Raw genomic sequence first — 13,070 nt, 5'->3', positions numbered from 1 at the left:
GATGTGCCCATGTGGGTGGATTCGCCGTACTGTCAAAAATCAGCTATTCTGGCTGAAAACGGGGTTGGGACCGGTCCCGGGTCGGGGCGGGAACCACCGGAATTCTACGCGATAGAGCGAGCATGAATAGCGCCACTCAAGGGTCGGGGAGCCAGCGATCAGCGTCGGTCAGTGATATCGGGCGCGTGCGCAGGGAGAATCAGGACGCCGTGCTGGCCGACGACGAGCTCGGCCTGTGGCTTGTGGCCGACGGTATGGGGGGGCATGCCGGCGGCGCGCGCGCCAGTTCCATCGCCCGCGATACGGTTCGATCGGAAGTCGCCCGAGGCGCCGGCCTCGATGACGCTGTCAAGGCGGCTCATCGCGCGATTCGCGACGAACAATTGCAGCGTCCCGAGTACAACGACATGGGGACGACCATCGTCGCCCTGCGTGAGCGGGAAGCGCGCTACGAGGTGTGCTGGGTCGGAGATAGCCGCGCCTACCGGTTTTCCCCCGGCGGCAGTCGGCTCGAGTTGCTCACCACCGATCACAACGTGGCCGGCGTGCTCGTGGCCTCGGGTGCGCTGACGCCGGATGAGGCGACGAGACATCCGCAGCGGCACGTGCTGACCGATTGCCTGGGCCTGGCCGGCGACGCGGCGCCGCGGGTTGACCTGGTCGAAGGACAGTGGCGCGCCGGCGACATGATTCTGCTTTGCTCCGACGGGCTGTCCGGCGAACTCGGCGATCGAGAGATGGAACGGATCGTCCGTCACTCGGGCGCCCCCGATGCACAAGGCCTGGTGGAAACGCTTCTGCAGGGCGCGCTGGCTTCCGGCGCACACGACAATGTCTCGGTGGTGGCCGTTTCGGCCCCCGCGTTGACCCCGGCGAACAGGTCCCGGTGGAAGTGGCCGTTTCTGGGCCGTTCCGGCTAGAATAAGGACAATCTGGAGGGAATCACCATGAGCAGCGACAGTGGACGTTCGGGTCGTAAGGACCAGGGGCCCCAGGGCACCCAGGTGTTCAGCCGCGATGAAGTCAGCCAGCTCATCGACGAGGCTGCCGGCGAACCCGGCGGCGGCTCACGGGCGGAACTGACCGGTCTGAGTGACGGGGTGAGCGGGCAATCGTTCGGGCTGGGCTCGACGCGCATCGTCGTCGGGCGGGCGAATAACTGCGACCTTCGGCTCGACGATTCCAGCGTTTCCTCCGAGCATGCCCGGATCGTCAAGGATTCGGCCGGATGGCGGGTGGTCAACCTGCTGTCGACCAACGGCACCTTCGTCAACGATCGCAAGATCTCGAGTTCGGCCATCGCCAACGGGGATCGGCTTCGTTTCGGCCGTGTGGAGTTCCGCTTCTACGACCCCGACCAGTCGGACGGGCCGCATGAAGGAAAAGCCGGCTGGATGCCCTGGCTGGCGGCGGGTATTGTCGTCGTGGTTGTCGTGGCCGCCGTGGCCTGGATGCTCTGAGGCGCGTCGGCTGTCCTCGCCCCGCCGCGGTCGCTCAGCCGGGGGCGCCCTTGTAGGTTCCGAGCACCACCACCGTCTTGCCAGAAGCGCGGATCATGCCCTCTTCCTCGAGGTTCTTCATGACGCGCCCGGCCATTTCGCGCGAGCAGCCCACGATGCGGCTCAATTCCTGGCGGGTGATCTTGATCTGCGTGCCTTCCGGGTGCGATATGGCGTCCGGCTCGCTGCACAGGTCGATCAGGGTCTTGGCGATGCGGCCCTGGGTATCCAGGAAGGCCAGGTGGAAGACTTTTCTGCGCGTGTGCAGCAGCCGCTGCGCCAGCTTCGAGCCGATGGCCGTGAGAATGTCGATGGCGTGTTCCTGCAGCTCGTTCTCGAGCGCCTGGCGTAGCCGCTCGTAGGACACTTCGGCCACTTCGCACTTGCTGCGCGTTCGCACCAGCGATTCGCGCTGCGACGGTTTCATGAACAGCCCCATTTCGCCGATGAAGTCGCCCGGGTTGAGGTAGCTGAGAATCAGTTCACGGCCGTCGTCACCCTCGGTCGAGACCGACACCGAGCCCTCGATGATGTACAGCAGGCTCTCGCCGGCGTCGCCCGGGCGCATGACCGTCGTCTTGGCCGGATAGTGCTGGCGCTGACAGATGCCGAGGAAGCGATCCATCGCTTCCCGGTCGATTGGGTAGAACTGAAAGTCTTTCATCGCGTCTTCTAGTAGGTATTGTTAGGTGGATGACTTCCCTTTTCAGCGATCACGCACGAGAATCGGTCTGCCGAGCGAATCCCGGGAAGTGTTGCCGTTCATGCAATTCTGCCCCCGGTCCGTGACGTGCGTCAAACGCATGATTCCGCTTTGCCTGGCAGTGTAGCGGATTTCGGGGTGGAAACCAGTTCGGCGTATGGTTGATAATTGCCCCCCTTTTCGAACCGGCAGCCAGCACGGGACTTCAAGCTATGGTTTCACGTCGCATCAAGCTTCACGGCTTCAACAACCTGACCAAGGCGCTCAGCTTCAACATCTACGACCTGTGCTTTGCCACCTCGTCCGATGAGCGAAAGGACTACATTGCCTACATCGACGAGGCGTACAACGCCGAGCGCCTGACGCAGATCCTGACCGATGTCTCGAACATCATCGGCGCCGACATCCTGAATATCGCGCGCCAGGACTACGAGCCCCAGGGCGCGAGCGTGACCATGCTGATCGCCGAAGAGCCGGTGGAAAACGCCGGTGACGCGGCATCGGCGGCGCCCGGCCCGCTGCCGGAATCGGTCGTCGGGCATCTCGACAAGAGCCACATCACCGTCCACACCTATCCCGAAAGCCATCCGCACGACGGCATTTGCACGTTCCGGGCTGACATCGACGTGGCCACCTGCGGCGTCATCTCGCCGCTGAAGGCACTCAACTACCTGATCCACAGTTTCGAGTCGGACATCGTCACGGTCGACTATCGGGTGCGCGGCTTCACGCGAGACGTGCGCGGCCGCAAGCACTTCATCGACCACAAGATCACCTCGATCCAGGACTACTTCAGCCGCGACACCAAGCGCGCCTACGAGATGATCGACGTCAACGTGTACCAGGAGAATCTCTTCCACACCAAGATGCGCCTGAAGGAGTTCGAACTGGACAACTACCTGTTCGGTATCAGGGCGGAAGACATCGAAAAGCGTGAGCGCAACCGTATCGAGAAGCGGCTGCGTAAGGAAATGCAGGAGTTGTTTTACGGGCGGAATCTCTAGGGAGTCATGATTGAGTGGGTCGGGGGTGTGTCCGCGATGGACGGGTGGCCCCTGAGTCCTTGGGGCGAGTGGGTGGTTGGCGCCACCGGGCGGTGTGGTGGCCTCGACACGTCAAATTCTGTTTCGCCCGGGCCCGCTTCGCGGGGTCTTGCGGCGATTCACTTTTGTCATTCGCGACAAAAGTAAGCAAAAGCGCTTTTCAAAGTCAAAGTCCCACGATCCGGGGTTTCAGGACTGGAACTGGGAGGTGGCTGGCCCCTTCGGTGGGCGGGCTTCGCGAAGACTCGGTCGGAGGATCCGGTGGCGCTAGCGGGAATGGGGCGAAGCCCGCACGAAAATGGCTCGGCTTCGAAGGTGAGGCGCGCTGCGCGCGGGCTCGATCCAGAGCGTAGGATGCGTGGAGGCCCGTAGGGCCGTAACGCATCGGCTGATGCGTTGCGCTTCGCTCCACGCATCCTACGCTTCTCCGCAACCCCGCAGATGGCGCGCGCAAAGCGCGCGGGGGTCAATCCAGAGCGCAAGCCCGGGATCCCCCCCATGGCCACTTTCGGAAACGATCCAGGGCACCACGCGACCAGCCGGGCTGTCGCGAAGCCCGCTCACCGAAGGGGCCAGCCCCCACAGTCGCCAAGCTCCTGAGACAATCGAGCGTTGGACTTTGACTTTTAAGAGCAATTTTTGGTGACTTTTTCTTGCTCTGGAGAAAAAGTTACTCGCCATCAGCCTGCGAAGCAGGCGGGCGAAACGCCTTTGACTTGTCGAGGCCACCAAAGCCCCCGGTGGCACCACCCCACCCAGCGCCCGGCTCGACTTACCTGATGCCTAATCACCCCCCAGCGGATCGTCGATCGCGCTGATGATCCATTCGCGCAGGTCGGCGGCTTCTTCGGGGCTCAGGCCGCTGCGGCTGGACAGCTCGGCGGCCGTGATGGTGGTCTCGTCGGGCCGGTTGGCCAGGTAGCGATTGTCGGCCAGCCATTCTTCCAGGGCATCGGTGGTGTCGCTGCGGAAGCGGCTGACGCGGCCCTCGCGCAGGCCGTCTATGAGCGCCCGCGGGTGGCCATCGACTTCCCCGAGCAGGTCGAGCACGCGCGGCATGAAGGTGTCGGTGATCTGACCGAAGGCCGACAGGGCGGCGGCGTCGACCGGGCGGTGATGCCGGGCGCGCCAGTCGTCGAGGACCAGGGCCGCGCCATTGCAGCGCCGCTCCAGAAGCGTCCGATCGCCGGGCGAGAGCAGCTCGCCGTCTTCGGCGCTGTCGAGATAGCCCGACAATTCACCCAGGCGTGAGAGTTCCAGCCGCATCAGCCGCGCGGCGAGTCCGAGATCGTCGTGCAGCAGATGGAACACCTCGATCATGCCGGTCCCCAGCCAGGGCCTAATCGGTCCGATGCCGGCCTCGCGCGCCCAGGCCTCCGGCGACTGCTCGCCCGGTTCGGGAATCTCGCGCTTGCGGCGTTCACCGGCGGGCATGGCCAGTTCGAGTGGTTCGATCTGGCCGCGGCGGACCTCGGCCATGTCGACGGTGTGCGGCTGCGGGCCGTCGCCCGCCCAGGCGGCCCAGGCCGTGGCCTCGTCGCTCTGCGCGGTGAGGTAGAACATCTGGCGGCCGCCGGTCGCGATTTCCTGCACCGATTCCACCACCAGGCGGTAGCGGTCCGGGTCGGAGGTGGTCAGCACTTCGTCCATGAACACCGGCAAGGGTTCGCGGTTGCGCTCGGCCTGCTCGATCCAGGCCAGGCGCACGGCGAGCAGCAGCTGGGCGCGGGTGGCGGTCGAGAGTTCGGCCAGCGAGCGCGATTGTTCGGCGCGGGCGTCGAAGGCCTCGAAGCGTTCGCTGCGGAAACGCAGGCGGTAGCGGTGATGCGTGAATCGTTCGAACCAGTGGGCGGCGCGCCTGAGCGCCGCCGGCTCGTTGTCGGCCTGGTGGGCGATGCGCACGTCCTCGATCAGGGTCTGACCGGCCGCGGCGAGCATGTGCTGGTCGAAATCCTCGGCCAGGGCTTCGCGCTGTTGCTCGTATTCCCCGGTCAGCGACTGCAGTTCGCGTCGGCGCACGAGGTCCTCGTGGCGGGTGTGGATGGTGGCGATGTGGCGGTTGAGTTCGTCGCGCCGCTGGGCCTTTTCGGCCAGGTCTTCATGCCGCCGCGCCAGGGCTTCACGCTGTTGCTCGCGCGCCTGCTTGAGCAGCGCCTTGTCGGCCTCGAGTTTCTGCTCCAGCCGGGCGACTTCCAGCGAGCGGTCGCGCCGCTGCTGCTCGAGCTGGCGCCAGTCCTCGTGCTGCTCGATGCGCTGGATCAGCGTATCGCGGTCGCCGCTGTGGATGCCGGCCTGTTCGAAGACCTGGTCGTGGCGCTGCTGCAGCATCGCGATATCGGCCTCGAGTTCACCCAGGCGGTTGCGGTGGGCCTGGATCTCGTTGTGCAGCTCGGCGTTGGTGCGCATGCGCGGCGTGAGCTGGTGCAGGACGCCCGCGAGCTTGCGGCTGGACAGGTTCTCGACTTCCTCGAAACCGTAGCGTTTGAGCAGGTCGGCCGCCTGCCTGCGGCTGGCGGCGTGGGCCGAGCGATCGTGTTCGAGTTCCTGCTTGTGCCGGGCAACCGCCAGGTCGGCCTGCTGCCAGTCGTGCAGCTGCCGCGCCCAGAGCAGGAAGCTGGTTTCCAGGCGAATTTCGCCTTTGAGGCCCAGCGATTCGGCCGCGGCCTGCAGCTTCGAGCGCGCCTCCTCGAGCCGCGTGCGCTCTTCGTTGAGCCGTTCGCGCAGCTCACCGGCGTGGTTGTGCTGAACCTGCCGGTGGGTGGCCGACTCGAGCTCCTGCTCGAGCCGCTCGAGCCGTGACTCGACCTCGTCCTCGCTCCAGCCCAGCGGTGGCTCGACGTCGGTAGCCAGGTAACGCGACCGGGCATCGGCCAGGTAGCGAAAGCGCATGACGAACTGCACCAGCAGGAATGCGGGCACACCGACCGCGAGCCCGATGAGCAGGATCAGCTCGCCCAGGGGCTCGATCTCGCGCGGGCCCAGCAGGCGCCAGCCCGCCAGGGCCCCGGCCAGCGCCAGCCCGCCCCAGAGAATGCCCTCCAGGCCGCTGATCCGGGCGTGTTCGAGCCACTCGGACAGGGCGTCGCGGGCCTGACGAAGGAGCTCCGGTGTGTCGGCGGCGTTCGAGCGCGGGACATGGAGCCGGGCCAGCTCGGCGGTGATCGATCGCAGCTTTTCGCGCTGGTCGAGCACCCGGTCGACCTGTCGCTCCATGTGCTCGAGCTCGCCCAGCGGCATTTCCGGTTGCGCCTCGGTATCGAGCTTGCCGAAGCGCTTGCCGGCGATCTCGCGCTGGCGCAGCGCCTGTTCGAGCGACACGGCGTGCTGGTCGATGCGGCGCTCGATATCGGCCAGTTCGTCGCGCCGGTCGGCCAGCTCGGCCTGGACGGCTTCGAGCTGCTGCGGGTCGACGCCTCCGCTGGCCGAAAGGCGTTTATCGGCCGCTTCGAGGGCGTCCTCGGTCAGGCCCAGCTCCTTGCGGCGCTGGGCGATCTGCTCTTCGATCTGGTCCAGGCGCGTGAGCTCGTCGCCGCGCAAGCGGTCCATGCCGCCGGGAAACTCCTCGATCAGGGTGTTCTCCAGCGCGGTACGGGCGGCAATGGCGTCGGCCAGGGCCAGGGCATCTTCGCAGGCGCGCAGTTCGCCGGCGGCGTGTTCGGTTTCCTCGAGTTCGCGCTGCAGGTCGTCGAGGGTGTCGAGTTCGCCCTGCAGCGCGGTGTATTCATTCTGTTTCTGGTCAACGGCGCGGGCCAGTTCGGACAGTTCCTTAGCGCGTTTCTGGGGGCGCGGCGGCCGGCTCAGGGGCGGGTCGGACAGCACGGCGTCCAGGTCGTATCCGCCGGCCAGCAGCGTGCGTATCTGCGCGGCGATGTGTTCATCGGTGTCGCCCAGGCGGGCCAGATCCTCGGAACTGATCAGGTAGGCGCCAACGCTGTCGCTGCCGGGCAGGGCCGGCGGCGGAGCCGGTTCGCTGCCGTCGAGCCAGGTCACCTGTTCGCCGTGGCGCTCGCATTCCAGGCTGTGTTCGCCCACCTGCCAGCGCGCGCGGATGTGACAGAAGCCCGGGGTGAGCTCCGGGTAGAGCAGGGCGCGAACCGCGCGCACGATGCTGGACTTGCCCGACGCATTGGGGCCGGTGATGAAGTTGATCGCGTCGGGTTCGAAGCGCACCGACACCGGTCCGTCGAGCCCGGCCAGGCTGCGGATATCGAGCCGCTCGAGCTTCATGCCGCCTCCTCGCGCTGGCCGACCAGGCGGATCAGCGCTAGCGTGCCGGCACGGCGCAGCCATTCGGCAATGGCCGCGTCATCCGGCTGCAGGCCCAGTTCGCGAAACTCGCGGGCGCGCACGAGCGGCGACATGGACTCGCGCGCCAGCCGCAGGAGCCGCTGGCATTCCTCGCTCTCGGGCGACTCGAGCGCTAGCAGGCGCCGTGCCAGCAGCCCGCAGGGATCGGACTGGCGCGACAGGCGCTTGAGGTCGAGCTTCGGCAGCACGGCGGATTCGATCTTCTGGACGAAGCAGGCCATGCCCTGCTCGTCCCAGGAACGGTCGTCGGCAGCGAGTTCGGCGGCGGCCGCGGCAATGCCCGCGGCCGCCTTTGACTGGCCGGTCAGCCGGATGCGCAGGCCCACGGCCGTCGGTGCCGAGTCGCCCCCGGCCAGGGTGCCGAGGCGCTCGCGGGCGGCGGAAAGGACACGCTCGCCCAGGCCGGCGGCATCGTCGAGGTCGCTGCAGTCGACTTCGATGGCTTCGTAGCGCAGTGGCGCGAGCGCCAGCTGGTCGGCGGCGATGTCGCGACCCTCGACGTGGATCAGCCAGGGGCCGCGCTGGCCGGTTTCGGAGGCGCGCAGCGCCGAAATCGAGCCCAGGTAGCCAATCGGACGGTCGTCGTCGAGATTGTCGGGGCGGTGGATATGGCCGAGCAGCCAGGCGTCGACGGGCGCGTCCTCCAGCGCCCGCCGCGCCACCGGTGCATGCGTGCTGTCGACCTGGTCGAGGTCGCAGTGCAGCAGGCCGATGACAGTGCCTTGAGGGATGTCCTCGGGCAGGTTTTCCAGCGGGCTCTGGCGGACCTGCGGGCGCGGGAAGGACCAGCCCAGGACCGTGATCTCGTCGACCCGCTGCGCCTGCCACTGGCCATCGGCCCCCAGCAGCTCCAGCTTCTCGATCTCGGCGGCCAGTTTCGGCAGGACCTCGGTGTCGTGATTGCCCGCAACCGCCAGAACGCGGATGCCCGCGGCGGTCAGCTTCTCGACGCCGGAACGAAGCTGGCCGTAGGCGACGAAGAAATCGCGATCCTGGTCGACCAGGTCGCCGGCGAACAGCACCGCATCGACCTCGCGCCGAATGGCCTCGTCGATCGCGCGCGCAAAGGCCGCTTCCGGACCCAGCTCGTCGCGACGGGGGCGCAGGTCCTCGGGAATCGCCGTGGGCGGGCGTCCCAGGTGCATGTCGCCGATGGCAAGCAGGGTGGTCACGGCAAGGTCGCTCGTCGGATTCGGTCGGTCAACATAATGGATTCGACTCGGGGCGACAAGATCGCAGACCCGTTATCCAAGTTCCTCAATTGAACCACAGGGCGAAGCCCAGGAAGCGGCCGTTGAACGTACCGCGCAGTTCGCGCCAGAAAGCTGCCTCGGTGATCGGGCCGTCTTCGAAAAAGGGTGCGGCGCCGCTGCCCTGGAGCCACAGCACCAGGTCGAAGCGCTCGGACTCGAGCAGGGCGCGGCGCAGGTTGATGCCGATCGGTTCCTGTCCGCGCCAGAACGGCACGAGGGTGTCGCCGGCCAGGATCGACTCGGTCTCGTCGAGGAAAGCCAGCCATTGCTCGACCATGGCCTCGGTGACGTTCGCACCGGGGATCACACCGGTCTGCTGTGGGCCGGGGACCCACTCGCGTTCGTCGTCGGTCTCTTCGCGAATGGCCTGCCAGGACTGTCGGCTTTGCGCGATCACCGCCTCCAGGTGCGCCACCGCGCGCGCCCGCCGGTCGGGTTCGACGACGGGCAGGTCGATGAGGTGGATCAGCGCGATAGCGTCGAAGAACATCGACGTCATGCCGCCGTCGACCTGCAGCTCGGCCAGGAAGGGATAGGGCGTGTCGGGCCGTTCGAAGTACAGATGCGCGGTGTGGTCGAACAGGCGCTTGCCGTCGTGCGACAGATAGAACTCCAGCAGCGCCGAGAGCAGGTGCGTGTAGCCGCGCAGCCAGTGGACGTCGGCCGAGTCGAGTCGGATCCGGAACTGCGCGGCCGTTTCGGCATCCAGGCCCGATCCGCGATTGACCGTGGCGAGAATGCGCCACAGCGCCTCGTCTTCCTGTGCTTCGCCGTCGTCGTTGAAATCGAGGTAGCCACGCCCGGGGTGAATGTCGAGCGCGACCCCGGGATCGTCAATGGCCGCCAGCGTCGCCTCGGCGCGTGCGAAGTCGGCCAGCATGCGCTCGAATACCGCCCGGCCGTCTTCGTAGGCGATCGGTTCGGGCTCCGGGTTGTCCGGGATCGGGAGCCGCAGAAAGGGCATCATGCTCGCGAAGTCCGAGCGCGAGCGCAGCCCGTAGCGGTACCAGGACTGGCCGAGACGCTCGATCGCGGCAGTGAACTGCAGGAAACCCAGCGCCAGGCGTCGTTCGGCGTCGTCGGGATGAGCTTCGACCTCGCCCGAAAGGGCTTCCACACCCTCGGCCACGCTGGCGGTGGAGAGATATCGGTCCACGGCTTCGGCCGCGGTTTCGGCGCCGGCATTCGTCGCCCAAAGGAGCAGCAGGGCAAACGACCAGGCGGTCGCTGAACGGAGGCTTATCGACATGGCGTGTCCCTCGAGTCGGTTCGTTGCGTCCCCGGCCCCCGCTTCGACCAGGCCCACGCAGTCTACCGTGGTCGAAGCACGGATTCGACCTTCCCTTCAGGCGTCCGCGGCTTGCTCGGCTTCCAGCAATTCGGCGGCCTGCATCCATTCCGCCTCGATCGATTCAAGGGACTGCTTGAGTTCGGCTTGGCGGGCCAGCGCGGCCTGCAGGCGGTCGGCCTGGTCGGTTTCGTACAGGCTCGCGTCGGCGAGCTCGGCCTCGACCGTCTGCAGTTCGGCCGAAGCGCGTTCGAGCTGGCGGTCGAGCTTGTCGACGCGGTTCTGCAGCGGCTTGATGCGGGCCCGCCGCTCCGCCTGGTTGCGACGCCGGGCCTTGCGGGCGCCCGCCGAGTGCCCGGGCTCCGGGGTAGCAGTCGCCGTTGCCGTTGCTTCGGCCGCCGGGGAGCGTTCCCGCAGCCAGCGCCGGTAGTCGTCGAGGTCGCCCTTGAAGGGCCGCACGCCGCCGTCGGCCACCAGCCAGTAGTCATCCACGGTGTTGCGCAGCAGGTGGCGGTCGTGGGAGACGGTCACGACCGCGCCGTCGAAGCCCTGCAGCGCGAGGGTCAGGGCGTGGCGCATGTCCAGGTCGAGGTGGTTGGTCGGTTCGTCGAGCAGCAGCAGGTTGGGCGCCTGCCAGACGAGCAGGGCCAGCACCAGGCGGGCCTTCTCGCCGCCGGAGAACGGGCCGACTGCTGCTGTGGCCATGTCGCCGCGGAAATCGAAGCCGCCCAGGAAATCGCGCAGGCCCTGCTCGCGCTCGTCCGGGGCGATGCGCTGCAGGTGGGTGACCGGGCTGGCGTTGACATCGAGCTGCTCGACCTGGTGCTGGGCGAAATAGCCGATCGCCAGGTTGCGGGTGAGCGTGATGCGGCCGCTCATCGGCTCGAGGTCGCCGGCCAGGGCGCGCACGAAGGTGGATTTGCCCGCGCCGTTGAGGCCCAGCAGGCCGATCCGGTCTCCCGGCGCCAGGCTGGTCGAGATGTCGTCGAGTATGACGGTGTCGCCGTAGCCCAGACGCACCCCGTCGAGATGCACGAGCGGGTTGGCCGCCCGCGGCGGTTCCGGAAACTCGAAATCGAACGGCGAGTCGACGTGCGCCGGCGCGACCTTTTCCATTCGCTCCATCGCCTTGATGCGGCTCTGCGCCGCTTTCGCCTTGGTCGCCTTGGCGCGGAAGCGGTCGACGAACTTCTGCATGTGCGCGATCTCGCGCTGCTGTTTCTGGTAGGTGGCCTGCTGCTGGGCCAGGCGTTCGACACGCTGGCGCTCGAATTCGCTGTAGCCGCCGCTGTAGCTGAACAACTGCCGGTGCTCGATGTGGACGATGCCGCCGACCACGTTGTCGAGAAAGTCGCGGTCGTGCGAGATGACGATCAGGGTGCCGTCGTACCGGCGCAGCCAGTCCTCCAGCCACTCCACCGTTTCCATGTCGAGGTGGTTGGTGGGCTCATCGAGCAGCAGCAGGTCGGACGGCGTCATCAGCGCGCGCGCCAGGCTCAGGCGAATGCGCCAGCCGCCCGAGAAGCTGCCCACCGTGTGCTCGTGCGCGTCCGGCGCAAAGCCCAGCCCGTTGAGCAGCGAGCCCGCGCGCGACCGCGCCGTGTAGCTTCCCGACTCGTCGAGCCGGGCGTGCGCCTCCGCCATGGCGTGACCGTCGCCGCCGGCCTCGGCTTTCTCGAGCGCGGCTTCGGCCTTGCGCAGGCCCCGGTCGCCGTCGATGACGTACTCGATCGCCGGTCGGTCGAGATCGCCGATCTCCTGGGCCATGTACCCGATGGTCCAGTCCTGCGGCACCGAGGCCTCGCCCTGGTCCACCGACAGCTCGCCCAGCAACAGGCTGAACAGGCTGGACTTGCCGCTGCCGTTGGCCCCGACCAGCCCGACCTTGTGCCCGGGATGGATGGTGGCCGAGGCGTCGACGAGCAGCGGCTCGGGGCCGTGGCGGAGGGTGATTCCGGATAGCTGGATCATGCTTCCGGCTCGGCAGGCGCAATGACGGGGAGGGGGTTCACCGGGAGAAAGGTTTCAGGGTTCAGGTTTCAGGTTTCAGGAAAAGCGCAAGTCGAATCGGAGGGGATTCGACTAGACTTGGCGATATCTTATCGCAGTGCGATCTCAAGCTGTTGCGGAACCCGGAACCCGGAACCCGGAACCCTGAACCCTGAAACCTGAAACCTGAACCCTGAACCCTGAAACCTGCCGAATGCCCTACCGCCTACTCCGCCATCCCCGAGCCCGAAGAGTAAAACTGCGCATCGAGCGCGACGGGGCCGTGGTGGTTACCGCGCCCAAGCGCTTGCGGCAGAGTGAGATCGACCGTTTCGTGGCGGCCCAGGCAGGCTGGATCGCGGCGGTGCGCAAGCGCCTGGCCCGCAGCCGGTCGGGACGCGACCCGGCCGCCTTCGGCCTGCGCCCGACGCGCATCGAGCTGCCGGCGGTGGAGGAGCAGTGGCGGGTGGTGTATGGCGAGGGCGGCGAGGGCGACCCGGAACCGTTCCTGCGGCTTCCGGATGACGAGGCCGTGGAGGCAACGACCGGCCGTCTGCAGCAATGGCTCAAGCGGCACGCCCGGAGGACGCTGGCACCCCGGGTCGATGAGCTCGCGCTCGCCAATGGCTTCGAGTACGGCCGGCTGAGCTTCCGCAACCAGAAATCACGCTGGGGCAGCTGCTCGTCCAACGGCAATCTCTCCCTCAACGCCAGGCTCCTGTTCTGCTCGCCCGAGGCCTGCCGCTACGTCCTCATTCACGAGCTCGTCCACCTCGAACACCCGAACCACTCCCCGCGCTTCTGGAATCGCGTGGCCGAACTCTGCCCCGACTATCGCCAGCACATGCGGGAACTCAAGACCGTCTGGAACCGCCTGCCGGATTGGGTGACAGTGAGCTTGTCTTAGGTAATGACCAATTATCAAGCACCAATTTTCAAACAAATCTCAATGAGCAATGATCGAATGACCCAAACGAAAAGCGGAGC

The 13,070-nt window shown here is 66.9% G+C and carries 9 protein-coding genes; 4 read left to right on the top strand and 5 right to left on the bottom strand.

Annotated elements, in window-relative coordinates:
- Positions 1 to 122 precede the first annotated feature (122 nt).
- Both ACDC67_RS13840 and ACDC67_RS13835 read left to right on the top strand, forming a co-directional pair.
- Positions 123 to 920, top strand: a complete 798-nt coding sequence (locus ACDC67_RS13840) for a PP2C family protein-serine/threonine phosphatase (protein WP_376694061.1) — start codon at positions 123 to 125, stop codon at positions 918 to 920.
- A 27-nt stretch (positions 921 to 947) separates the two neighbouring features.
- Positions 948 to 1,460 carry an FHA domain-containing protein gene (locus ACDC67_RS13835; protein ID WP_376694059.1) on the top strand — a complete coding sequence of 171 codons (513 nt, stop codon included), beginning with the start codon at positions 948 to 950 and terminating at the stop codon, positions 1,458 to 1,460.
- 34 nt (positions 1,461 to 1,494) lie between these two features.
- Here ACDC67_RS13835 and crp read toward each other — a convergent pair whose 3' ends face one another.
- A complete protein-coding gene (gene crp, locus ACDC67_RS13830) occupies positions 1,495 to 2,163 on the bottom strand; it encodes a cAMP-activated global transcriptional regulator CRP (protein WP_376694058.1) in 669 nt (222 codons plus the stop codon).
- Between the two features lie 251 nt (positions 2,164 to 2,414).
- Here crp and speD point away from each other — a divergent pair, with 251 nt between their 5' ends.
- Positions 2,415 to 3,206: an adenosylmethionine decarboxylase gene (gene speD / locus ACDC67_RS13825; protein WP_376694056.1), complete on the top strand. Its 792-nt coding sequence runs from the start codon at positions 2,415 to 2,417 to the stop codon at positions 3,204 to 3,206.
- A gap of 822 nt (positions 3,207 to 4,028) precedes the next feature.
- On the opposite strand, the gene ACDC67_RS13820 is transcribed toward speD, so the two are convergent.
- The 4 genes from ACDC67_RS13820 to ACDC67_RS13805 form a co-directional block, all read right to left on the bottom strand.
- The gene (locus tag ACDC67_RS13820; RefSeq protein WP_376694055.1) at positions 4,029 to 7,472 is read right to left on the bottom strand and encodes an ATP-binding protein; all 3,444 of its coding nucleotides are present in this window, start codon (positions 7,470 to 7,472) and stop codon (positions 4,029 to 4,031) included.
- Positions 7,469 to 8,725, bottom strand: a complete 1,257-nt coding sequence (locus tag ACDC67_RS13815) for a metallophosphoesterase family protein (protein ID WP_376694053.1) — start codon at positions 8,723 to 8,725, stop codon at positions 7,469 to 7,471. Before ACDC67_RS13815 ends, ACDC67_RS13820 begins: the two co-directional genes overlap by 4 nt.
- 85 nt (positions 8,726 to 8,810) lie before the next feature.
- On the bottom strand, positions 8,811 to 10,055 hold the full coding sequence (locus ACDC67_RS13810; RefSeq protein ID WP_376694052.1) for a hypothetical protein: 1,245 nt from the start codon (positions 10,053 to 10,055) through the stop codon (positions 8,811 to 8,813).
- Positions 10,056 to 10,151: 96 nt separating this feature from the next.
- Positions 10,152 to 12,065, bottom strand: coding sequence for an ATP-binding cassette domain-containing protein (locus ACDC67_RS13805; protein WP_376694050.1), 1,914 nt, complete (start codon positions 12,063 to 12,065; stop codon positions 10,152 to 10,154).
- Between the two features lie 232 nt (positions 12,066 to 12,297).
- Between ACDC67_RS13805 and ACDC67_RS13800 the strand changes: the two genes are divergently transcribed.
- Positions 12,298 to 12,990: a M48 family metallopeptidase gene (locus ACDC67_RS13800; RefSeq protein ID WP_376694048.1), complete on the top strand. Its 693-nt coding sequence runs from the start codon at positions 12,298 to 12,300 to the stop codon at positions 12,988 to 12,990.
- Positions 12,991 to 13,070: the final 80 nt, after the last annotated feature.

Origin of the sequence: Wenzhouxiangella indolica (assembly GCF_042310355.1) — a bacterium.
In the GTDB taxonomy this organism is placed as follows: domain Bacteria; phylum Pseudomonadota; class Gammaproteobacteria; order Xanthomonadales; family Wenzhouxiangellaceae; genus Wenzhouxiangella.
This window is presented reverse-complemented; position numbering and strand designations above follow the sequence as displayed.